Origin of the sequence: Lysinibacillus sp. ACHW1.5, assembly GCF_022014815.1 — a bacterium.
Lineage (GTDB): Bacteria > Bacillota > Bacilli > Bacillales_A > Planococcaceae > Lysinibacillus > Lysinibacillus capsici.
In genome coordinates this window covers 81,067-104,121 of sequence record NZ_CP091777.1, presented here as the reverse complement: position 1 = coordinate 104,121, position 23,055 = coordinate 81,067, and the positions used below count along the sequence as shown (strand labels likewise).

The following is a 23,055-nucleotide window of genomic DNA, read 5'->3' as shown; positions in this document are numbered from 1 at the left end:
AATATTTTCAGAATATTTATCATTGCTTTGAAAAGGAAAAATCTTATGCTCACTAAAGAAAAAGAACCTGCATTTATTGGGTAATTCACTACGAATGCCTGTAAGTTTGATCAGACTCATTGTACCCCGCAAAACCTGCAGACTCTTTTCATGTATTATTTTTCTTTTTTAGTCTCTCCATAATACCAAGTAGCATCAAATTCAGACCAAAATGCTTCTGGCGTTACAGATTGCGGTAATTGCTCTAAAGCTAATTCTCGCTCAATATGTTCTTTCACATCGTCATATGTAAAGGATTGTCCTTCTAATACCTCTTGTACTTGAACAATGCCATAATGACCATTATCTAACTTAAAGGCTTTACTTACCTCATTTGCCTTTAGTGATTTTACAGTATTAATAATTGCAGGGTCTACATTTTCCTGATTTTCTGTAAGGAAACCAATATCCCCTCCTAAACTCGCTGAAGCACTATCAACAGAAATTTCTCGTGCCAGCACTGTAAAGTCAGAGCCATTTTTCAATTCACCCAGTGCCTCATCAGCAGCTTTTTTTGAATCGACCTCAATAAAATTCGTACGATAGCTTGTTTTTGTATTATATAAGCCTTGATTTTCTTCATAATACTTTTCAACGTTTTCTTCCTCTATCACTACGTCTTTCGTGAGTACCTTATCCAATATAAGCTGTGATCGAATCTTTTGGCGTAGTTGCTCTGCCGAAAGATTTTGCATGGCTGTATCAAACTTATCTTGAGCAGATCGCATTAACGCTAATTCAAGATCAATTTCTTTATCAGTAACTTTAATTTTATATGTTTTTGCAGCTTTTTCCATTACTGTTTCATTTACTAAATTTTGGAGTGTTTCTTTACCATATCGTTCTTCCATAGCAATCATCCACTCTTGGCGTGTGATAACATCCCCGTCAATGGCAGCGACTTGTTCGTCGCTACCAATTTCCTGACCTTTGTTCGGGATCAACCAACTAATGAACCATAATATATTTCCTAATAACAATACGGCTATGACAGCTAAAGCAGGCTTTGTCTTTAAACGACGTTGCAATAAAGGAGTTTGGTTTGGTGTTACATTGGTTGAAGGTCGACGATTACGCGTTGAGCTCATCGATAAACCCTTCTAGCTCATCTTTAGAAAAGCTATATGTCTCTAAGCAGAAGTGACATTGTGCCTCTGCACCGCCGTCCTCATCAATCATTTCTCTAATTTCTGCTGTTCCTAGACCTAAAATTGCCGCACCAAACCGCTCTTTTGAACATTGACATTTAAATTCAACTGGCATGGAATCTAAAATTTGTAGATGTCCATTTCCTAATACAGCTTCTAAAATTTGCTCTGGTGTAAAGCCTTTTTCAATCATTTTTGAAACAGGCTCTATTGTAGCAAGGTGTTGCTCAATTTCAGTTATCGTTTCTTCCTCACAGCCTGGCATTAATTGAAGTATAAATCCGCCGGCTGCAAGAATAGTGTTGTCTGGATTAACTAATACGCCTAAACCTACAGATGATGGTACTTGCTCAGATGTAGCAAAATAATAAGTAAAATCTTCAGCAATTTCGCCAGAAACAATTGGTGTTTGTCCTGAAAACATATCTCTTAAACCAAGGTCTTTAACAATCGTAAGAGCACCTTCTGTTCCAACACCTGCTCGAACATCTAGCTTACCTTGCTCGTTTAAATCAAAGTGTACATGAGGGTTTGTCACAAATCCACGCACTTCTCCATGTGCATTACTATCAATTACCATTGGGCCAATTGGACCGTTGCCCTCAATTTTAATAGTGATTTTCTCTTCACCTTTTAGCATGGCTCCCATCATAACAGCCGCTGTCATTGATCGACCTAAAGCTGCCGATACAACTGGCCATGTATCGTGACGGCGTTGCACTTCTCCTACTGTGGCTGTTGTACGTGCTGCAAACACACGAACCTGTCCATTAAATCCTAAACCTCTTACTAAATAATCACTCATAAATGGAATGTCCCTCATTTCCTATTGGTTACGTTTATAGAGCTTATATAAACCCTTTAATGTTAAAAATGGATCTACAACATCTATAATTTGTGTCTCCCCTGCGATTAGATTTGCTAATCCACCTGTAGCAATAACTAATGGCTCCTCTTTACTTTGTGCTTTTATACGATTAACAATGCCCTCAACTTGCCCGACAAAGCCATAAAAAATTCCCGCCTGCATGGCAGAAACGGTCGTTTTCCCCACGATATGTGTAGGTCGAACGATTTCAATACGCGGCAATCTTGCAGCCTGTGTATAAAGAGCCTCTGTAGAAATAGTGATGCCTGGCGCAATAGCTCCACCCATGTAATCGCCCTTTTCGTTTAAATAACAATAGGTTGTTGCTGTCCCAAAATCAACGATGATACAAGGAGCCTTATATAAATCTAGAGCTGCTATGGCATTCACTATACGATCAGACCCAACCTCACGTGGATTTTCGTATTTAATATTTAAACCTGTTTTCACACCTGGTCCTACTACCAAAGGCTTTTTTCGAAAATACTTCTGACACATCGCCTCTAGTGAAAACATAATTGGTGGCACAACTGAGGATATAATAATGCCTGTTATTTGTTCAAATGAAATGCCTGCATGATTAAAAAAAGAAAGAACTTGCATAGCATATTCATCTTCTGTTTTATGGAGATCCGTCACCATACGCCAATGGAAGGCTAATTGATCGTTGTCATCATAGACACCTAATACAATATTTGAATTCCCTGCATCTAAAACTAAAATCAAAAATGACACCTCCCATATCGTCATTGTAACTTTGGCAATCCCCATATTACAATATTCTCTCTAACTTGAATGAGGATAAAACACTTTAGAAAATGATACCATACTTTTTATCTTGATTCAGCAGCTGTTGTTTGTACTGTAGAGATAGTCTTAGGTACAACACCTTCTACTACAGGTGGAGATCAATACCTATATTGTTTGTCAAAATCAATTGAAAATGTTATCAATCTTCTTTAAAAAGAGGCCCCCTAAATATGGTAGCCTCTCTTAGAAATCATTTAAAATTAAATTTTTCTGGATCTGGACCACAACGTAGTCCATCGTTCATTGCATCTAACTGTGTCATTTCCTGCTCAGTTAACGTAAAGTCAAAAACAGCTAGGTTTTCAGCCATACGTGCAGGTGTCATCGTTTTTGGAATCGTAACAACATCATGTTGCACATCATAGCGTAATACAATCTGTGCTGGCGTTTTGCCATATTTAGATGCTAGCTCTTGAATCAATGCCTCTTCCAGTAGTGAACCATTCATCAACGGAGACCATGCCTCCACCTGTATGCCCTTATCCTTACAGTAGGCACGTACTTCCTCCTGTATTAAGTGCGGGTGGAACTCAATTTGATTAATAACAGGGACGACAGTCGTTTCCTTCAAAAGGCTTTCTAAATGGTGTACGTGGAAATTACTAACACCAATTGAACGTACTCGTCCATCCTGGTAAATCTTTTCTAGTGCTTTATAAACCTCAATATAATTTTGGTCTATTCCAGGCCAATGTACTAAATATAAATCCAAATAGTCTAATCCAATTTTTTCTAGACTGCTGTCATATGCCGCGAGTGTTTCTCCATAGGAAAGTCCATCGTTCCAAACTTTTGATGTTATAAATAATTCTTCTCGAGTTACTAAGCCTTCTTCAATGGCTGCACGTATTCCTCGTCCAACACTTTCTTCGTTGCGATATACTTGTGCTGTATCAATACTACGATAGCCTTTTGCTATAGCTGTTTTGACTGCTTCAGCTAGGTCATCTCCTTCGGGTACTCGAAAGACACCATAACCAACCAAAGGCATTTTAAGACCATTATTTAATATAACATTTCCCATGTGTGTACACTCCTATCTGTTTTGGCTAACAAATACTACATCTCTCTAAATGGCAGAGTTGTATGCAGCTTGTCTTTTTACTACTCTATCCTAATGCTTATTAGTAAGAAAAGGCAAAGAAAAAGACTGCTTACTGTACTAGTAAACAGTCTTCCCTATTTTTAATCACGTTTTTCATCGATACCCTTAGGTGCATCATTCGGTTCTTTACGTTCTTTTGCTAAATCCAAAGTTGTTGGATTTGACTCTTTACTTAGTAGTTCTTTTTCAACAACTGGTTCGCCAATAGTATCTAATGTAGGCTTTGCTTCAATCTTTGGAGTGTTCTCCTCAATTTTTTCTGCAGCCTCTGGTTCTGGTAACACACCATTGTCACGTAAATGCTCAATTTCCTGTGCATTTAATGTTTCTTTTTCCATTAGTGTATTGGCAATTAAATCAAGCAGGTGACGATTTTCCGTAAGGATACGCTTAGTACGCTCATATTGTGTATCAATAATTTTTTGCATTTCTTTATCAATTTCATAGGCTATTGAATCAGAATAGTTCTGGTCAGAATTAAAGTCGCGGCCAAGGAATACATTACCACCTTGACTTGAGCCAAATTGCATAGCTCCAAGATTCTCACTCATTCCGTATTCAGTAACCATAGCACGGGCAATGCTTGTAACCTTTTGGAAATCGTTATGTGCTCCAGTAGAAACTTCACCAAGAACAATTTCTTCAGCTACACGGCCACCTAGAAGACCTGCAATACGATCTAAAAGCTCTTGCTTTGTCGTAAAGAAGCGCTCTTCCTTCGGTAACATAATCGCATATCCACCCGCTTGCCCACGAGGAACAATTGTTACTTTGTGTACTGTATCAGCCTCATCTAGCTCAAGACCAACGACTACGTGGCCAGCTTCATGGAAGGATACCAGTTTCTTCTCTTTAGCAGAATATACGCGACTTGCTTTTGCAGGACCAGCGATTACTCGGTCTGATGCTTCATCAATATCTGCCATATTTATAGTGCGCTTACTTTTTCGAGCCGCTACAAGCGCCGCTTCGTTGAGTAGATTTTCTAAATCCGCACCTGAGAAACCTGGCGTACGTTGAGCAACAGCCGCTAAATCAACTGTATCTGCTAAAGGCTTATTACGTGCATGTACTTTAAGAATTGCCTCACGTCCTTTTACATCAGGATGCCCTACTGTAATTTGGCGGTCAAAACGACCTGGACGTAATAATGCTTTATCTAAAATATCCGGGCGGTTTGTAGCAGCAATGATAATAATTCCTTCATTGGCACCGAAACCATCCATTTCAACTAATAACTGGTTTAATGTTTGCTCACGCTCATCATGGCCTCCACCGAGACCAGCACCACGTTGACGACCTACTGCATCAATCTCATCGATAAAGATGATACATGGAGCATTTTTCTTAGCATTTTCAAATAGATCCCGGACACGAGAAGCACCAACACCGACAAACATTTCTACGAAGTCAGAACCTGAGATAGAGAAGAATGGAACACCTGCTTCACCTGCTACTGCTCGTGCAAGTAATGTTTTACCTGTACCTGGAGGACCTACAAGTAAGATACCCTTTGGAATACGGGCACCAATTTCAGTGAATTTGCGGTGGTCTTTTAAGAATTCTACCACTTCAACAAGTTCCGCTTTTTCTTCATCAGCACCTGCTACATCTGTAAAACGTACTTTTTTCTTTTGATCATCATACAGTTTAGCTTTACTTTTACCAAAGCTCATCACTTTATTACCGCCACCCTGAGATTGACTCATTAGGAAGAAGAATAAGAAAATGATGATAATGAAAGGAATAATTCCTGTAAAGAATTGAATCCATCCACTTGTTTCTGGTGCTGCTAAAAAACTAATATTACTATTTTTATCCTTAGCAGCTTCATCGATGCGGTCCATTAAAGATTGGTTTTCACGAGGGATGTTTGTAGTAAAACTTTCCCCTTTTTCATACCCCTTCAATGTTCCTTCAACGACGTAAACTGATTTATCAGGTTGAATTGTAGCACTTGTTATTTCTTTCTTATCTAGAGCTTCTTGAAACTCATGATAAGTTAATTCTTTCGTTGGTGAGTTTCCACCATTGAAAGTACCAAAAATACCGATAATCACTAGGAAAATCAGTAAATAGAATATGGTATATCGAAATATTCGATTCATCTCCAGCCTCCTCATTACAAACAGAAAAATTATAAGTAAAATCTTAACATATCATGATTTCATCATACAACGAAAAGCCCTACTTAAAAAATGTTTCGTTCACTTATTGCCGTTATCACAACAGTTTTTAGGCCATCTTTATATGTCCCAGCGTAATTGTACCTGTTCCTCGGGCTCGATATAGCTAAACATTGTGTCAAGATTTTGAATTATGTTAAACATAACTAAAATACGTGACTTGCGCTGGAGACCTTTACTTTTCATAGCTGGTCTTTTCTATCTTAGAAAGAATATACCTCAGGCTTCAAAATACCAATATAAGGTAAGTTACGATATTTTTCAGCGTAATCTAGGCCATATCCTACAACAAAGCCATCTGGTACTTCGAAACCAACATAGTCAGCAGACAAATTCACTTTTCGACCTGATGGTTTATCAAGTAATGTAACAATTTTAATGGACTTTGCTTTGCGATATTTAAATAAATCTACTAGATAGCTTAAAGTTAAACCACTATCAATAATGTCCTCGATAATTAATACGTCACGTCCCTCAACGCTTGTATTCAAATCCTTTAAAATCTTCACTTCACCAGATGACACGGTAGCATTACCATAGCTAGACACATCCATAAAATCGAGTTCGATGAAAGAATCGAAACGTTTCATTAGGTCTGTCATAAATGGCATTGCCCCTTTAAGTACGCCAACAGCTAATGGAAATGCATCTTTGTACTCCTCTGTTAGTTGCGCGCCTAAGTCTGCAATTCTTTCTTGCAATTGTTCTTCTGTAATCATAATTTTTTCGATGTCGTTTTGTAACATATCGATTCCTCCTCGTGATGTATCAAAAAATCTTCACCCTATTTCGGTGAAATATTTTACAAAGACCTTAGTCTACGATGAGCACTGTATCATCGTTTGGTTGCGGAGTGGTTGAAAAAAATATTCCCATACGCACACCAATTACCGCTACCACCTCATCAGATTGAGAAATCAGTAACGGCCAGCTATTTCGCTCATTTAAAGGAATCTTTTCATCTATAAAAAGGCGAGATAAGCGTTTTGGCTGATCCATTCCTTTTAACAGCATTCTATCTCCATCCCTGCGTGCCCGAACATAGAGCGGTAGGTGGAGTTTGCTAGCGTTAAAATAAAAAAGTTGTGCAGTATCCGTCAGCAATTCAGACGATAAATCATGCAAATTGACTACGCGTAAGCGCTCACCATTTGTCAGTGTTGTCCAGCCATTAGCAGTCGTAATAACCTGTTTCTCAGGAGAAGCTAGGCCTTCTAACGGCTCCTTTTTCTGAATCGTTAAATTTCCATAACGGCGAACTGCTAGAAAATCTTCAGGTAAGTGAATTTCAGCATACCCTGCTGTTGTATCACAAAGCTTTAAAATTGAAGTCAATAAGGCATAACTTTGTATCGTATTTGAATCTTTGTAAAGATAGTTTAATAGTATTAAAATGAGCCTCCTTTGTAAAGCAAGTGGTATCAATTGAAATGCTTCAATTTCCATGCAATATGTATTTTCATTATTTCTTATGATGATTTTGGAAAATACATCTTGGGCCAATGTCATTAAAAAGGTATCGTCTTCTTGCAATTGCTTTGTGAAATGGGTCACCTGTTCAGTCACTCGCGGATTCTCTGCCTCTAGTAAAGGCACCACATGATGTCTAAAACGATTACGTACATAGGTATCTTTAGAATTGCTAGCATCTTCTCGATAATCTAAACCTTTTCTAAGTAAATATTCCCCTATTTCAGACTTTGTAACCGTTAAAAACGGACGAATTAATGATTTTCCTCCAAAATTTCTTTGTGGACGTATGCCCTGCATGCTATTCATTGTTGCATTTTTTGTAAGGGCCATTAATACTGACTCCAGTTGGTCATCCGCATGATGTGCAGTTACAAGCTTATTAGCATTTGTTTTTTGCAGCACTTCTTTGAAAAATTGATACCTTTCCCTACGACAAATTAACTGTGTATTACCATTTTCCTGTGCCAATATTGTAGGTATTGGAATTTCCTTGGCATGTAAGTAAACACCATTAGCATCACAATATTTTTGAACAAAAGCCCTATCCTCAGCAGAGGCTTCTCCTCTCAACATATGATCAACATGTACCGCTTCCACCTGAATGTTCCACTGTTCCTGTGTTTGCATAAAGTAATGAAGTAAAGCCATAGAGTCTACCCCACCCGAAACGGCGATGAGAAGATGGTCGCCTTGCTGTAATAATTGCTCTTCTTCTATAAATGTTTTGACCTTTAATTCAAATGACAAACGCTTCTCCTCCCCTTTTCGTTGTTAGTTTAAGATGATTTACTCATTGAATACTGAGCTGGTCTAAAGACAGCCCATGTCGGTACAACATGTGTCACCTCTAGCATTAATACTGTACAATCATCTTCTATTTCAAAATAACCTTGGAATGATTGCATAATGGTTGTTAGCTTTTCCTGAATCGTTTTATTTGTACTTGCTACCTGCTGTGCGTAAGCTAAAAATGTTTCCTCTTGTTCATCCCAATCAGCTACACTTGAGAACAGTCCATCTGAATGCATTAAAATAACATCACCTGCCTTCAGTTTTCTTTTTTCAGCTTCGACTGCTGAAATAGATAAGAATCCTACAGGTGCTGCATTACTTTCAACCTTCAGTACCTCTTTACCACGTAAAATGTAGGTTGACATTCCACCAGCCTTCCACGACCACAAATCTCCGTGCTGTAAATCGACAAGTGCAAAATCAAGGGTTGCATACATATCATCTTGCTGCTTTAATGCCATGACATAATGGAGCGTATGCATCGCAGTTTCGGGATTCATATTGTAATTTAGACACTCTCGCATTAAATGGATCAATTTTCTACTTTCATGTTGTGCTTCTTTACTTTGCCCCATACCATCAGACAGCAATATCGCAAATAACCCTGGATGCAATTGGAAAAGAGCATGAGAATCACCGGAATATAGTGTTGCATCTTTAGACATGCTATATATATCATACTCTACTTCAAAGCTAATAGCTGATCTAAAGCAAATTTGAACATGACGAAATGGTATTTCACAGGCTACTACTTTTTCAATTTCAAAAGGTTCATCAAAAATTTCATAAAGAATCGGCAAAATCATACGTTCAGCTAATGTTGTATCCTTCTCCCAGTTGACACGCGCTGGTGCTAATGCACAAACAATCTTTCTCGCCCCAGGCTTATTGCTTAGGACATCAAGTTGAAAGCACTCAATATTGGCTTCCTTTAAGCGTTCAACAATGTCCTTCTCAACACTTACAAAAGAAATTGTATCTTCCTTCATCTCAGCAATTAATTGATTTAAATGATTGCTCATATCACGCAGTTGTAGGGCAATCATTTTTTTACCATGGAAATATTGCCCGTTGATTCGTTCTCTATAAAGTTCTGTATCCAATTCCTCAAAGATTTTCGTGGACTTCACACATTTATAGCGGATTTGTTCTTCAACACGATGAATAGCTGATTCCTTGCCTACGCCTTTCATATGAAACCAATCTGTCATCAGCTTGTCCATACCATTATTTTGCGCACCCCAACAATGATCATAACGGAAACAACTTAAACAAGTATTCATTGGTGCTACTTCCTTCGCAGCTTCAACTGGTGCTGTCATAAAGCGATCAAACACAAGTTCCTTCATGAATTGCACAAAATGCTGAAAGTGCTCTAATTTATACGTTACATGTTCTGTTAACCAATTCTGTCGGGCTAGTAAAACCTCCTCTCGTTGTGGAAAGAGCTTGTCCCTTACCTTATCTGAATATTTCTTTGGAATGGTTAGAAATAAAATACTACCAATGGCAATTGAGGTGAAATAAACACTATCCAAGGGCAATGTGGCGTCATAAAATAAAAAAAATACACTAGGTAAAATACTACCAATAGCAACGCCAAATCTACCGCCTTTCGCTCCCATACCCGCACATAATCCAGTTAAGGTAGCCACCGAAAGCATACCGGTAAACGAAAGCTTGGCCACACCAATAAGCGTTCCTAGCACTGCTCCAATGACAGTTGCTAACGGCACACTTCCAACCAATGCGCCAAAACAAATAAAGAGCTGCAGTAAAAAAATAGGGAGTGAAAAATAGCTTATTACAACCGTTTGCATTCCAGTAAGCATGGCTGCAAAGACGACTAATCCTGAACCTAGCTTTTCATATGTCCAATGCGTCGTAAACCATTCATACGAATTAACAAATAATACTTGCATAAACAATGTCATAATAAGAGCTAAAGCTGCTTCACAGCCCACATAAAATTGTACAAGCACTGGTGGTAAGCCTTGATACATCACCCCTTGCCACATTATTTGTACCAGTAATACAGCTAAAGACACCGCAATACTTTGGGGCAGTTGCCAGTAACGAAAACGCATAATACATTCATACAGGATAATTTGTAAAGCGAGAATTAGGACTTGTCCAAAGCCTAGGAAAAAGCAACCCGCTAAACTCCCAAATAATACGAATTTGGCATACTCCCTATATTTTGTTCGAATAATGGCCCAAAAAGGAACTGAGAACGGTACAGCCGCTTCAAATACAACAGATTGAGCCAAGAAAAAGGCGGTTAAAAAAAAGAGAGAGCCTATTAGGATCTGCTTCTTTTTCAAACCTATTTTTTGGTCATCTACATTCGTTGTATTATACCATTCAATACTTGTCATTTAACTATCCCCTTTCCGCACTTTTGGTTATTATAAAAAATTATGTGTGGAAAGATTGTCTGACGTTGACAGAAAAAAATATAAATATTTCGACTAATAGCTATTCATAAATACGAGAATTGGCAACAATTTTTACAGTAAAGGGCGTTTAGTTAATATTAATATCGGAAAATTCAATTATTTAATTCGTAAAATAGTCATTTACTATTCATCTTAAAGCCTAGTTTGAAGGGATTTCACGTACTATTAATGGTTTGATTCAACTCTTCTCTAGGATATATTTCTACGTAAGAACAAAAAATCCGCTAAAATATTCTTCTCTAGTTAAACACCTGAAATATCTTTAAATATTTTTTATAAACCTACTTGACACTAGCACGATTGGCTTGTATTATTTAACTTGTTGCTTAAACGACATGCGGAAGTAGTTCAGTGGTAGAACACCACCTTGCCAAGGTGGGGGTCGCGAGTTCGAACCTCGTCTTCCGCTCCATTTCTAAATTTGGCGGCCTAGCTCAGCTGGCTAGAGCGTACGGTTCATACCCGTAAGGTCGGGGGTTCGATCCCCTCGGCCGCCACCATAGTAGGCCCCTTGGTCAAGTGGTTAAGACACCGCCCTTTCACGGCGGTAACACGGGTTCGAATCCCGTAGGGGTCATCTCAAATAGGTATCTCAGAACTAGATTCTGAGATACCTATTTTTAATTTATCCATCTATTTATACCATCTATCTATTTCTTTGCAAATTCTATCCGTCCGCTCAAGTAAAGCTATGTGACAGAATATAAAAGTATGGCATACTAGTAAAAATAACGTTTTTAGGAGGTTTAATTCCCTTGAGTGCATTAACAAAAGCTGCTTTAATTTGTGGAAGTGGCTCAATGATTATTCTTATTTCAATTCTAATAAACTTACCGTTTTTTGTTCAAATAATCTTATTGCTTGGTGGACTAGCTGTGAGTGTATATGGTGTTGCTTTACTTGTCAAAATGGTTATCCATCCTGTGAAGAAAGAATCCATTGGTCTTACCGATGAAAAAACGATAACACCCACAAAAAAGAAAAAGAGACCTTCTTCTACTTTATAGGTATATTAAAAAAGGGAGTAGCTTTTTAAAAAGCCACTCCCAACTCTATTTCATACACTTTTTCTACGATTAAAACAGTCAGCAAACTACCCTCTTCTAGCTCCGCGACCTCCGCGTTTTGATTCTGTAGCACGTTTAAGTGTTGCTAGACGTTCATCACTATCTTTTAAGAAGCGTGCCATTTTTTGCTCAAAATTTTCTTTTGGCTGGTGGCGTTCGTTGCGATCATTGGAACGATTATCACGACGTGGACGTGCTGGACGCTCTGGTCGCTCTGGTCTTTCAGCTTGAGGCTTTGCTTTACGGATTGAAAGACCAATCTTTCCGTCCGCTTCAACATTCATCACTTTTACTTCAACTTCATCTCCAACTTTTAGATGCTCATTGATATCTTTTACATAATTGTCAGCAACTTCACTAATGTGAACTAAGCCTGTTTTGCCATCTGGCAGCTCAACGAATGCTCCAAAATTTGTGATTCCTGTTACTTTACCTTGTACCTTGCTGCCTACTTCAATTGACATAAAAAAAATGCTCCTCCTTAAAAATTAAGCGACTCTTTTGAGCCATGTAATCAATTTAATCAAACTTTTTACTGCAATAAGCTTCTCTTTTCATTATATATAACAATAAAAGAGTGTCAACAATACATAGCTTTTCAGTCGTCTTTTTTATCTTCCTTATCTGGAATGATGAAAATAATCTCACCTTTTTCCGATAAATAGTACTCTTTTCTTAATAGCTTCGCGATATATTCATCATCCTGCAATTGTTTGATTTTAAGATTTAATGTATCTTGTTCTTCTTTCAATTCAGTGAGATGCTGATTCGCTTCTTCCTTGGATTTCTCTTTTGCTGCTAATGTTTCATTCTGATGTGACAGCACATTTAAGAGAAGAGCAATAATAATGACTGGTACAATCGCAAAAAAGACAATACGACGCATCTTACGCTTTCGAGCCTGTTGTTTGCGATTTATAGCTCTATCCGTGTTACGGACATAGTCATTATCAAGCTTAGTGAAGTTTTGGGATTCATCATTTGATGAATGACGTCTAGTCATGTCCGCACCTCCGATAATTATTGTTGCTTTTTATTATACTTCAAATATCGTAATTTTTTAAAAAAAGTGTAGGACAAATACGAATAAATTTTGACAAAAGGTCTTATAACAAACATAACAATATTTATTAATAATTGCAAAATTTGTCGAATAATCGTAATTATGAAACGTACAATGAACCAAAAAGGTCTCCATGTTATATTCACCAAAATTCTAGCAACGAAACGTAAAAAGGTTTGAAAAAATGATTGATACAAAAAAATTCCGGCTATTTGCGCTAGCGGGTCGTAAGCCCGCCAAGCGCCATCTTTTAGCCAAAATAATAAATAGTATGTCAACCCTCCAAGTAGAATCCAAGTTATTAACTCAACAACCATCATCCACTTTCGAAGGCTTGACCTTTTTGGAGTTGAAAAAACAATGAGCCTTATACTATCAATTATGAAACCAACTGCTATACCGCTCAAAACCATGACAATTAATTGATAAAATTGTTCACTGACAATCATCCAAATAACTTATGAAGGAAACCTTTCGAGAAGCCACTTTCCTCCTCGTCGTACTGTAAGGTTTTTACAGTTCCTTCAAGTGTCAATAATCCTTTGTCAACATCTAAATGAACGATATGCAGTTCCTCTCCACGGATTAACAAATGCCCTTGGGACGTCTTAATGAAAAACTCTTCCTGATCAAAGCGTTCAATTGATTTTACAGAAGTCATGTCCATTCTTTTACGATTACGAATCGTTAAAATATGCTCTCCAGATGGAATTGTGTAACGATTACTTTCTTGATGTAGCGTCATTTTTTTCCTCCTTTAGTCGTCCTAGCTTCTGTTCACTTTATGCGGACAACCTTCAAAGCATGACAACTTTATTTAAGTTGTGTCATACTTTCACCTACAAAAAGAAAGGCGGGACAACATTAGGAGGGCTAGAAAATAAATTTAGCTTTTATTCCTCATCGTCAATAAATTCAGGCTCAATCTTTTCAAGTCGTTCTTCTTTCAAAATGGTAAACATTTTTGCTGCATCTTCTTTTTTCACAGTCTCACGTATTTCTTCTACACGTGCTGTTACTATTTTTTGACCAAATCGGATAGCAAGCTCATCACCAGCTTTCACTGTACTACTTGCTTTTGCAATCTTTGCATTGATTGTAATACGTCCTTGATCGGCCACCTCTTTGGCTAAAGTACGACGTTTTATTAAACGGGATACTTTTAAAAACTTATCTAATCTCATAATCTTACTCCTTTTCTAGTTGCTTTGCTTCATTCCAAAATGCATCTAATTGTTCTAAAGTAAAATCGGAAAATGGTTTTCCACTTGCCTTTACCTGTTGCTCAACATAGCCAAAACGTTTTGCAAATTTCTCATTTGCATGTAGCATGGCTTCTTCTGGTGATAATTTATAGAAACGTGCTAAGTTTACTAATGTGAACAATACATCGCCAAATTCATCAAGACGGGACGCATTAGAGCCTTTCGTCACCTCATGGCGAAATTCCTGCCATTCCTCGGTAAATTTATCCCATGCTCCCTCCACATCAGGCCAATCAAAGCCCACTTTTGCAGCTCTTTTTTGATAATTGTAGGCTGTCTGTAATGCCGAAGATGCTCTATATTCTTCGTCTAGTAAAGGTTTATCGCTCGTTCCTTTTTCCTCAGCTTTAATAGCCTCCCAATTAGCCACAACACCAGCTGCGTCTTCTACCGCTACATCCCCAAAAACGTGCGGATGGCGGCGAATCATTTTTTTACTAATCGAAGCTAACACATCTTCAAGTGTAAAATAACCTTGATCTTCTCCAATTTGTGCATGCAAAAATACTTGTAACAACACATCACCAAGTTCCTCAATCATAGCAAAATCATCCTCAGCATCAACCGCAGCCAAGTATTCATGTGCTTCCTCAAGTAAATATTTTTTCAATGACTCGTGTGTTTGCTTTTGATCCCAAGGACAGCCATTTGGGCCTCTCAGCGTTGCAATGATTTGACGGAATGTTGTCCAATCTCTTAATGACTCCTCCTGTGTTTTTACAGGCGGTACATAGACTGTTGTTAAATTATTTACTTCTACACTTTGATCGAGTTCATAGAGTGGCACTGTGACAATCTGTTCCTGTGAAGATCCAGCCGCTGTCACAACTGTCACAGGATACTCATCATCATATTTCTCCATCAACGTTAGCTTCACTTCTGATGCACTGAATGTATCGTATACTTGAGCAATCAAGATATGCTGACGCATGTTAATGTCATGCATTGAAAAGCTAGTACCATCAAGTAATTGAAAGCCTTCAATTGGATCTATTTTTAATGCGCCAAAAATGGGATCTAAGAAACTCTGACCACCCTCAATGACTAACTCAATTTTCCCTTCATTTGCTGCTGCAATAAGTAATTGCACTGTTTGCTCTGCAACTAGTGGATGCCCTGGCACAGCATACATAACATCCTCTACAGCGGTAGCTTCTATAAGAGAATCAGCTATTTCTGCATACACAGGTTGAAATGTATCGTGTTTTTCATAAACGTCGTCAAAACTTTCAAATCCCACACCCTCTGCTGCTAATTCCTCTAAAACCGGATGATCCACTGTTCGTACATATAATTTTTTAGCAGCCTTTAATTTTTTATAAACACCCATTTGCAGCTGATTAAAGTCACCTGCACCTAAACCAATAATTGTTAATGTATTCAATATTACACCTACTTCCTTGAATTTAGCCAAAGTTGGTAAACAGCCATTCTACGTCCAAACGGCAGTAAATACCATTCTTTTTCTATTAGTACTCTTTTCTTTGCAATAATTGTTAGCATAACAAACGCCCCAATAGATACTGCTGTCAAACCCGCCACCATGGCTATCATACGTGAAGACATCAAATGGTTTAGCAAGGACGATACTAGCTGTAACCATATAAGAACGACGATTGTCATACTGAAGGAGGCTATACCTACTTTTTTATAAAATGCGCCTGAAGCTAATTGAATGCCAGTCAATGTTTTTAAATAAATAATTAGCAAGGCTGCTGTTAATAATAATCCTATATCATTTGCGATGGCAGCTCCTAGTACACCTAATCCACCAATTAAACGTACATTTAATATAATTTTTACTAGAAAACCGATTATGAGAAATAAAGCTGGTTTTTTTAATTTTCCATAGCCTTGTAAGATCGCTGTAAATGTAAGGATAATCGACAAAGGGACAATTTGAAATACATAGACAATCAATACCTCCGATAAGGAATTGGTTTTAAAAAGCATTTCATTTAAATAAGGCATAACTAGCATTAAGCCTAGTGCTGCAGACCAGCCGAACAGGACGGATGCTTTGTATGTTAATTGTATGAATGGCACTGCACTACGTCCCGCCTGTTTTTTCGACAAATGGGCGACAAGTGGCACAATGGCCAACGACAATGAGGATGCAATGACAACACCTAGTTGAACTAACGGTTGTCCTCGATCATAAATACCCTTCGTTTCCTTTGCAATTGTAGGAGTCATGCCATTATCAATTAATGAAGAATAGATTGTAAATGAATCGACCAATTGATAGCCAAGTAGTAGTAGACCACTCATACTGACACTCAAGCTGAGCCAAGTGACCTCTTTAATGATAGGTAAACTTGGATTACGTTGTAGATGCTGTTTAACTTGCAATAGACCAAATCGTTTATATGAGATAGAAGCAAGTAATAGCAAGGCTGTAATTTCTCCAATTACTGTACCGATAACAGCCATTCTTCCTGCACCATAAAGAGATTTAGTCGTTGTCATAATAAGAAAGGTACCTGCTAATATGACAGTTACTCTCACTGCTTGTTCAAGTACTTGGGCATAAGCAATAGGCTCCATAATTGCTCTAGATTGAAAGCTACCTTTTAAAATAGCCAGCGCCGGCATAACCAATACTACTAAGGAGCCTGTACGAATAAGTGGTGCTAATTGAATATCTCCCATTAAATGGGCAATCTTTTCAGCACCTCCAAATAAAATGGCAAAAAACAGTAGTGATAATACCGTTAAATACCTGAAAACTACCTGTGTTATAGTGCGACGTCTTTCATCACGTTCTATTGTATCAACAATACAATCATTGTCTGCAAGCATTTTAGAAATGGCTATAGCAAAGCCACTAGATGTCCAAACAACGAAGATTGAAATAACTGGATATACCTGTTGATAGATATAAAAGCCTTCATCACCTACTAGATTTTGAAAAGGCACACGGTAAATGGCACTAAGAACTTTTACAATAAGGGCTGCTATCGTCAATAAGGCGGCACCTTTCATGTAGCTTTTCATACCAAAACGTTGCGACATAAATTGCCCTCTTTCCTTCATAACAATGCCAATAGTATAGCATATCTTAAAAGTTTGACGTGCAAGGTGGCACTACAGTTCCTATAATGATTCATCCTTATGTACGCAAAAAAGTTATTGTTCAGCCTTATAGGTCATCGCAATAACTTTTCCATGCATTAACTATTCATTTGTTTTGCTAAGAAGTTTGCAGCTGTTTCCACTACCTTGACTTCTACCTCACCAACAAAGTGTACTTTAGACAAGACGATAATACAGCCTATTGGGTCACCGTTCACCATAATAGGTGTCGCACAATAGGATTTTACTTGCTCATATTGTCCAGGGACAATTTCAATCGTTGTCTCCATTTTTTCTATTTTTGTGGAGCGCTCGTCCATAAAGCTTTCCGCAAAGGACGTAATGCGACGATTTATATATTCCTTTTTCCCGATCCCTGCAACAGCGATTACTTCATCACGGTCAGTGACAAATGCTGGTGTGCCCATCGTTTCATAAAGTGTTTCAACATATTCTCTTGCAAATTCGCCCAAATCATTAATGGGAGAATATTTCTTTAAAATGACTTCGCCTTCACGGTCCGTATAAATTTCTAGCGGGTCGCCTTCACGAATACGTAGCGTCCTACGAATTTCTTTTGGAATAACTACACGCCCTAAATCATCAATACGACGAACAATTCCTGTTGCCTTCATTCTAATGCCTCGCTTTCGCTACAATGAAATTTTTATTCAATGATAGTATGGTTTTTATTTGAGCAATCTATGCAAAAACTGAAGAAAAAGGATTTCACAACCATCAATTTTTTTCAAAAACGGTATTACATCAATCAACTCCTTATTAGATTACCCAAGGAATAAGTTTCTATAATTAATTCATAAAAAATATTGGAAAAAATCAATTATTCCTGTGAGCAAATACGTAAGAGATGGTAATTACTGAAGCAACATCAAAAAGGCTATTCTTCTCTTTTACAGGAAAAGATAAGAATAGCCTTTTAACTACTATTGCTGCTTTTTTGCTTTATCAATCATTTGCATTAGTTCTTCCAACATATCAAAGGGTTGATATTTCCCACTCTTGCGTTCATCTATTGTTAATTTTAACTGCATACCATCCATACCAAAACCAACAGCACGCTCGAATTTCATCGATTCTTCAATAATCTTACTGCCATCGACACTTGCCGTCCCTTGTTCTGACAATAGTATTGTAATAAGCTTTTGCTTCTCCTTTACGGATACTACTCCCGCACCTAAACCCCAAACTTTCATTCGTGCTATTCGAAGTAAACGCTCTGTTTCAATTGGAAGATCGCCAAATCGATCCTCTAATTCCTCCATGATTTCGTCATACTCCTCCACCTGATCCATGGCTTTAATTCGTTTATACATTTGGATCTTTTGATAACCATCTGGAATGTAAGCGTCTGGAATATACGCATCAATACTCAGCAAAATTTCAATATCTGGCTTTTCTTCTTTTTTCACGCCTGTTTGACGTTCCGCGATGGCATCCTGAAGCATTTGTGAATATAAATCAAAGCCAACTGAATCAATAAAGCCATGTTGCTGCGCTCCAAGTAAGTTTCCTGCGCCCCGAATAGATAAATCTCGCATCGCAATTTTAAAGCCTGAGCCAAGCTCTGTAAATTCTTTAATTGCTTGTAAACGTTGCTCCGCTACATCTGTCAGAACTTTGTCGCGTTGGTACATAAAATATGCATAGGCTACTCTGTTAGAACGTCCAACGCGCCCGCGCAATTGGTAAAGCTGGGCTAGGCCCATGCGATCAGCATCATGGACTATTAATGTATTTACATTCGGTATATCCACACCTGTCTCGATAATCGTTGTCGTAACAAGCACATCATAGTCGCCCTCTAAAAAGGCTAAAATTACGGATTCTAGCTCTGACTCAGTCATTTTTCCATGAGCAAAGCCTATCCGTGCTTCAGGGACTAGCACTTGAATCTCCTCAACCCTTCGAGCCATATCCTCTACCCGATTATATAAATAAAATACTTGTCCGCCACGTGCCATTTCCCTCTCAATAGCTTCTCGTACTAATGCACCGCTGTGCTCCATCACATATGTTTGAACTGGGAAACGATTAGCAGGAGGCGTCTCAATAACTGATAAATCCCGGACCCCTACCATGGACATATGAAGTGTCCTTGGGATAGGTGTAGCTGTTAAAGTCAAGACATCGACATTTGTCTTTAACTGCTTAATTTTTTCCTTATGCGTCACACCAAAACGTTGCTCTTCATCCACAATTAGCAGACCAAGGTCTTGGAAAATTAAATCTTTAGATAAAATACGGTGTGTTCCAATAACTATATCGACTCGGCCCTCTTTTAAGCCCTTTAAAGTAGCTGTTTGCTCCTTTTTTGTCCGGAAGCGAGATAACAATCCAACATTAATGGCAAAGTCCTGAAAGCGCTCACGAATAGTCTCATAATGTTGCTGGGCTAGAATGGTTGTAGGGACAAGAAATGCCACTTGCTTTCCATCTTGAATAGCCTTAAATGCGGCACGAATGGCTACCTCTGTTTTACCATAGCCTACATCACCACAGACTAAACGGTCCATAGGGCGTTCACGTTCCATATCTCGTTTAACTTCAACAATTGAACGTAGTTGATCTTCTGTTTCTTCATAAGGGAACATCGCTTCAAAATTACGCTGGTCATCGTTATCAGGTGTAAAAGCATGCCCTTTCTCTGCTTCACGCTTTGCATACAACTTTATTAAATCATCCGCAATATCCTGTACAGCAGAGGATACCTTTGCTTTCGCCTTTTTCCACTCTGCGCCACCTAATTTATGTAGCTTTGGTTCTCGATCCTCTGACGCCACATATTTTTGAATTAAGTCTATTTGCTCTACAGGTACATATAATTTATCGTCTGCACGATATCGAATATGCAGGTAATCCTTATGTGTACCATTAACCTCTAATGTCTCTACACCAATATATTTACCAATCCCATGATGAACATGTACAACATAATCACCTGGCTTAATTTCCGTATAACTTTTAATACGTTCAGCATTGGTCATTTTTTGTGTGCGTGCTTTTTTCTTTGCCTGCTGTTTAAAGAGCTCGTCTTCTGTTACAATTGCTAAACGATGTAGGGGCAATTCAAAGCCACTCGACAAGCCACCATCTACAATATAAATACCAGGTTCTGTTGGCTCACCTATCGCTGTATGAATATCGTATTCTTCAAGCATTTGCTGAACTCTTTTCACTCGTTCTTTATCCCTTGCTATGATGAGAACTGTAAATTTGCCAAGTAACCAGCGTTCAACCTCACTTTGAAGCAAGGACATTTGTCCATGAAATTGCTGCATTGGCTTGCAAGAAAAGTTGGTTGTTTTAGTAAACGTAATCCCTGCAAATGTTCGCGAAAATAATGAAAATGAAAGCTTTTGTTGTGACAACATCGCCAATATTTCTTTTAATGAGAAGGCAGGTTTGACATCATGAACCATTTTCCCCTCTTCGATTAAAGATAAAAACCATTCATCTTCTTCACGTTCCCATGCATCCATTACCTCTTGAATACGACCAAGCTCGTCAAAAAGTACGATACCATCATGTTCAAAATAATCTCCCAAAAAGGCTGTTTTATCGTATAATAACGAACCATATTTGTTTACAAAATCAGGTAAATCCCCTTGCTGTAGCAACTCAATATCATATTGAATATGCTGATACAGAAGTTCCTTTGTCTCCTGCTTTTTTACCTTTTTTAGGCTGGCTGCTAATGCCTCTTCTAAACGGTTTGCTAATGCCTGTCTTTCTGATTTCGTAAGAATGACCTCTGAAGCAGGAAGAATACGAATTTTTTGTAATTTATCTATAGAACGTTGGTCATCTGCTGAAAATGTTCGTATGGAATCAACCTCAGTATCAAATAATTCAATACGAATTGGTGATTCTAAATAGGGTGGATAAATATCTAAAATTCCTCCACGTAATGCGAACTCTCCAGGTGATGTCACCATTGAATTCCGTACATAGCCCATCTCTACTAATGTTTGCAACCATTTATCAATTTCAACATCTTCGCCTAATGCGGTTTGTAAAAAATAATGTAGCCAATGTTCTTTTGGTTGCATTATTTTACGTAGACCAGCCACAGGTATTACATATACGGCTTTCTCACCTCTAGCTAAGCAATCGAGCGTCGCGATTCGCTCCGCACGAAGTTCTGGTGAAGCCACAGAAAGATCAGCTGCAATAAATTCATCCGCAGGGTAATAGTGAACATGTTCCTCGCCTAATAGTCCAGCAAGCTCATCCACCATTTTTTGTGCCTGCAATAGATTAGGAGAGATAATGTAGATTGGTTTCTTTACATATTCAAATAACACATCCACCATTACTGGGCGTGCGCTTCCTGTTAAACCTGTTATAAGCTGTGATGCAGTTTGACCGCTCTGAATTTCCTTTAAAAATGATGTAATATGTTTATCTTGCGACACAAGCTGTCGTAAAACCTCCACAGTCAAAAGCTCCTTTCAGCATAAATTCTATATTTTTATTTCTATTATTCTAGTGTTTTTTTACATATCTCTATTAATGGCTGTTTTATGAAATGGAAAAAGCCTTGAACACACATAAGTGTGTCAAAGCATCCTTCCAATTATTGAATCCATTTATTGAGTGCGTGATAATCTGGATATTGTCTCAGCGAATCCTCACATTGCTCACAAATGCAGTGCACAGTCGTTTGACCATGTTGATCTTTCTCAACATAATCATCCGCTTCTCCCAATTCGAAAATATGCAACTTTCGAATTGTATCATCTGCATCAAATGGTAGTGTCCCTATTTCTACTTCACAATGCCGACATCGATAGCGAACTGACATCTCCAAATCATCCTCCTTTAAGCAACTTTCTACTTAAAGTATAGACATTTATAAAAGGGATTATGCACTTTTCACTGTCATCATCATTGCAATAACTTGAAAATTAGAGAATTAATTTTTACCTGTAGCTAAAACTATTCACTACAAATATTAGCTGTAATAATAGTGTAAGGCAGTTCATTACTTACCTTACACCATGCCAATTATCCAAAAACTTTAACAGAAATTTTATTACATCTATTTGCTTGCGTTAAAGTGATTCATCACATCAAGAAACGGCTTTGAAAGAGATGCTTCAACAGCGTTTACAGAATTTACAATGGCGTCTTGCATAAGAACTTGGTCTTCCTTCGAAAATTTAGCTAACACATAGTCTGCTACCTTCATGCCCGCTGGTGGACGATTAATGCCCACTCGAATACGATTAAATTCCTGAGTACCTAAATGTTGAATTAACGATTTAATGCCGTTATGTCCACCTGCACTCCCTTTTTGTCGTAGACGTAATTTACCTGTCTCTAAATCCAAGTCATCATAAATGACAATTAAATCTTCTACCTCTATGTCAAAATAATCCATCAGCGGACCAACACATTCCCCTGATAAATTCATATATGTTAATGGTTTAACAAGTAGAACCTTTCCCTCTGGTCGATGTACAGTCGTGTACATCCCGTTAAATTTTGAATTTGTTAAAGGTGTTCCCCATTTTTCTGCTAACGCATCAATAACATCAAAGCCAATATTATGTCTTGTATGCTCATAAGGTTTACCTGGGTTTCCTAAACCAACGATAATTTTCATAAGTACCTCTCTTCTTTCAAATCTAATAGTCATTATTTTACCATATAGCACACCTAGAAAGCATTTTGTACAATTG

The 23,055-nt window shown here is 38.0% G+C and carries 20 protein-coding genes and 3 tRNA genes; 4 read left to right on the top strand and 19 right to left on the bottom strand.

The window, feature by feature from the left end; genetic code table 11:
• Positions 1-155: 155 nt before the first annotated feature.
• The 8 genes from L6W14_RS00500 to L6W14_RS00465 all read right to left on the bottom strand — a co-directional run bounded on the left by L6W14_RS00500 (position 156) and on the right by L6W14_RS00465 (position 10,799).
• Entirely contained in the window at positions 156-1,127 is a 972-nt protein-coding gene (locus L6W14_RS00500; RefSeq protein WP_131522618.1) for a peptidyl-prolyl cis-trans isomerase, read from the bottom strand.
• A complete protein-coding gene (gene hslO, locus L6W14_RS00495; protein ID WP_009373570.1) occupies positions 1,111-1,992 on the bottom strand; it encodes an Hsp33 family molecular chaperone HslO in 882 nt (293 codons plus the stop codon). The genes L6W14_RS00500 and hslO overlap by 17 nt, the downstream gene beginning before the upstream one ends.
• Positions 1,993-2,013: 21 nt before the next feature.
• The gene (locus tag L6W14_RS00490) at positions 2,014-2,781 is read right to left on the bottom strand and encodes a type III pantothenate kinase (protein ID WP_004229137.1); all 768 of its coding nucleotides are present in this window, start codon (positions 2,779-2,781) and stop codon (positions 2,014-2,016) included.
• A gap of 274 nt (positions 2,782-3,055) precedes the next feature.
• Complete coding sequence (locus tag L6W14_RS00485; RefSeq protein ID WP_237899017.1) at positions 3,056-3,889, bottom strand: aldo/keto reductase; 834 nt, start codon at positions 3,887-3,889, stop codon at positions 3,056-3,058.
• Positions 3,890-4,050: 161 nt separating this feature from the next.
• On the bottom strand, positions 4,051-6,078 hold the full coding sequence (ftsH, locus tag L6W14_RS00480; RefSeq protein ID WP_237899013.1) for an ATP-dependent zinc metalloprotease FtsH: 2,028 nt from the start codon (positions 6,076-6,078) through the stop codon (positions 4,051-4,053).
• Between the two features lie 281 nt (positions 6,079-6,359).
• Complete coding sequence (gene hpt / locus L6W14_RS00475) at positions 6,360-6,902, bottom strand: hypoxanthine phosphoribosyltransferase (RefSeq protein ID WP_004229145.1); 543 nt, start codon at positions 6,900-6,902, stop codon at positions 6,360-6,362.
• Positions 6,903-6,969: 67 nt separating this feature from the next.
• Positions 6,970-8,376: a tRNA lysidine(34) synthetase TilS gene (tilS, locus tag L6W14_RS00470; RefSeq protein ID WP_237899008.1), complete on the bottom strand. Its 1,407-nt coding sequence runs from the start codon at positions 8,374-8,376 to the stop codon at positions 6,970-6,972.
• 29 nt (positions 8,377-8,405) lie between these two features.
• The gene (locus L6W14_RS00465; RefSeq protein WP_237899002.1) at positions 8,406-10,799 is read right to left on the bottom strand and encodes a SpoIIE family protein phosphatase; all 2,394 of its coding nucleotides are present in this window, start codon (positions 10,797-10,799) and stop codon (positions 8,406-8,408) included.
• Between the two features lie 418 nt (positions 10,800-11,217).
• Between L6W14_RS00465 and L6W14_RS00460 the strand changes: the two genes are divergently transcribed.
• From L6W14_RS00460 to L6W14_RS00445, 4 genes are all read left to right on the top strand, one after another.
• Positions 11,218-11,292 (top strand) — tRNA-Gly (locus L6W14_RS00460).
• A gap of 11 nt (positions 11,293-11,303) precedes the next feature.
• Positions 11,304-11,380, top strand: a tRNA-Met gene (locus tag L6W14_RS00455).
• A gap of 5 nt (positions 11,381-11,385) precedes the next feature.
• A tRNA-Glu gene (locus L6W14_RS00450) sits at positions 11,386-11,457 on the top strand.
• Between the two features lie 178 nt (positions 11,458-11,635).
• The gene (locus L6W14_RS00445; RefSeq protein ID WP_048395329.1) at positions 11,636-11,887 is read left to right on the top strand and encodes a hypothetical protein; all 252 of its coding nucleotides are present in this window, start codon (positions 11,636-11,638) and stop codon (positions 11,885-11,887) included.
• Positions 11,888-11,973: 86 nt separating this feature from the next.
• Here L6W14_RS00445 and L6W14_RS00440 read toward each other — a convergent pair whose 3' ends face one another.
• The 11 genes from L6W14_RS00440 to pth form a co-directional block, all read right to left on the bottom strand.
• Positions 11,974-12,411, bottom strand: a complete 438-nt coding sequence (locus L6W14_RS00440; RefSeq protein WP_048395331.1) for a S1 domain-containing RNA-binding protein — start codon at positions 12,409-12,411, stop codon at positions 11,974-11,976.
• A 134-nt stretch (positions 12,412-12,545) separates the two neighbouring features.
• Positions 12,546-12,950, bottom strand: coding sequence for an FtsB family cell division protein (locus L6W14_RS00435; protein ID WP_131522611.1), 405 nt, complete (start codon positions 12,948-12,950; stop codon positions 12,546-12,548).
• Positions 12,951-12,967: 17 nt separating this feature from the next.
• Complete coding sequence (gene yabQ / locus L6W14_RS00430) at positions 12,968-13,459, bottom strand: spore cortex biosynthesis protein YabQ (RefSeq protein WP_131522610.1); 492 nt, start codon at positions 13,457-13,459, stop codon at positions 12,968-12,970.
• Positions 13,456-13,755: a sporulation protein YabP gene (gene yabP, locus L6W14_RS00425; protein WP_004229167.1), complete on the bottom strand. Its 300-nt coding sequence runs from the start codon at positions 13,753-13,755 to the stop codon at positions 13,456-13,458. Before yabP ends, yabQ begins: the two co-directional genes overlap by 4 nt.
• A gap of 148 nt (positions 13,756-13,903) precedes the next feature.
• Positions 13,904-14,194, bottom strand: a complete 291-nt coding sequence (locus tag L6W14_RS00420) for an RNA-binding S4 domain-containing protein (RefSeq protein WP_131522609.1) — start codon at positions 14,192-14,194, stop codon at positions 13,904-13,906.
• Positions 14,195-14,198: 4 nt separating this feature from the next.
• Positions 14,199-15,659, bottom strand: a complete 1,461-nt coding sequence (gene mazG / locus L6W14_RS00415; RefSeq protein WP_131522608.1) for a bifunctional methyltransferase/pyrophosphohydrolase YabN — start codon at positions 15,657-15,659, stop codon at positions 14,199-14,201.
• Positions 15,660-15,667: 8 nt separating this feature from the next.
• A complete protein-coding gene (locus L6W14_RS00410; RefSeq protein ID WP_237898997.1) occupies positions 15,668-17,290 on the bottom strand; it encodes a putative polysaccharide biosynthesis protein in 1,623 nt (540 codons plus the stop codon).
• 158 nt (positions 17,291-17,448) lie between these two features.
• On the bottom strand, positions 17,449-17,985 hold the full coding sequence (gene spoVT / locus L6W14_RS00405; protein WP_004229174.1) for a stage V sporulation protein T: 537 nt from the start codon (positions 17,983-17,985) through the stop codon (positions 17,449-17,451).
• Between the two features lie 309 nt (positions 17,986-18,294).
• The gene (gene mfd / locus L6W14_RS00400) at positions 18,295-21,807 is read right to left on the bottom strand and encodes a transcription-repair coupling factor (RefSeq protein ID WP_237898995.1); all 3,513 of its coding nucleotides are present in this window, start codon (positions 21,805-21,807) and stop codon (positions 18,295-18,297) included.
• 140 nt (positions 21,808-21,947) lie between these two features.
• Positions 21,948-22,175, bottom strand: a complete 228-nt coding sequence (locus L6W14_RS00395) for an anti-sigma-F factor Fin (RefSeq protein ID WP_016993788.1) — start codon at positions 22,173-22,175, stop codon at positions 21,948-21,950.
• A gap of 237 nt (positions 22,176-22,412) precedes the next feature.
• On the bottom strand, positions 22,413-22,979 hold the full coding sequence (gene pth / locus L6W14_RS00390; protein ID WP_016993791.1) for an aminoacyl-tRNA hydrolase: 567 nt from the start codon (positions 22,977-22,979) through the stop codon (positions 22,413-22,415).
• Between the last annotated feature and the right edge of the window lie 76 nt (positions 22,980-23,055).

What these genes read in the sequence shown, in the direction of transcription:
- L6W14_RS00420 (WP_131522609.1), bottom strand. Translation starts at nt 14,194, where the DNA reads ATGAGATTAGATAAGTTTTTAAAAGTATCCCGTTTAATAAAACGTCGT.
- L6W14_RS00485 (WP_237899017.1), bottom strand. Translation starts at nt 3,889, where the DNA reads ATGGGAAATGTTATATTAAATAATGGTCTTAAAATGCCTTTGGTTGGT.
- ftsH (WP_237899013.1), bottom strand. Translation starts at nt 6,078, where the DNA reads ATGAATCGAATATTTCGATATACCATATTCTATTTACTGATTTTCCTA.
- L6W14_RS00410 (WP_237898997.1), bottom strand. Translation starts at nt 17,290, where the DNA reads ATGTCGCAACGTTTTGGTATGAAAAGCTACATGAAAGGTGCCGCCTTA.
- L6W14_RS00435 (WP_131522611.1), bottom strand. Translation starts at nt 12,950, where the DNA reads ATGACTAGACGTCATTCATCAAATGATGAATCCCAAAACTTCACTAAG.
- L6W14_RS00500 (WP_131522618.1), bottom strand. Translation starts at nt 1,127, where the DNA reads ATGAGCTCAACGCGTAATCGTCGACCTTCAACCAATGTAACACCAAAC.
- L6W14_RS00395 (WP_016993788.1), bottom strand. Translation starts at nt 22,175, where the DNA reads ATGTCAGTTCGCTATCGATGTCGGCATTGTGAAGTAGAAATAGGGACA.
- yabP (WP_004229167.1), bottom strand. Translation starts at nt 13,755, where the DNA reads ATGACGCTACATCAAGAAAGTAATCGTTACACAATTCCATCTGGAGAG.
- hslO (WP_009373570.1), bottom strand. Translation starts at nt 1,992, where the DNA reads ATGAGTGATTATTTAGTAAGAGGTTTAGGATTTAATGGACAGGTTCGT.
- L6W14_RS00440 (WP_048395331.1), bottom strand. Translation starts at nt 12,411, where the DNA reads ATGTCAATTGAAGTAGGCAGCAAGGTACAAGGTAAAGTAACAGGAATC.
- yabQ (WP_131522610.1), bottom strand. Translation starts at nt 13,459, where the DNA reads ATGATTGTCAGTGAACAATTTTATCAATTAATTGTCATGGTTTTGAGC.
- hpt (WP_004229145.1), bottom strand. Translation starts at nt 6,902, where the DNA reads ATGTTACAAAACGACATCGAAAAAATTATGATTACAGAAGAACAATTG.
- pth (WP_016993791.1), bottom strand. Translation starts at nt 22,979, where the DNA reads ATGAAAATTATCGTTGGTTTAGGAAACCCAGGTAAACCTTATGAGCAT.
- spoVT (WP_004229174.1), bottom strand. Translation starts at nt 17,985, where the DNA reads ATGAAGGCAACAGGAATTGTTCGTCGTATTGATGATTTAGGGCGTGTA.
- L6W14_RS00465 (WP_237899002.1), bottom strand. Translation starts at nt 10,799, where the DNA reads ATGACAAGTATTGAATGGTATAATACAACGAATGTAGATGACCAAAAA.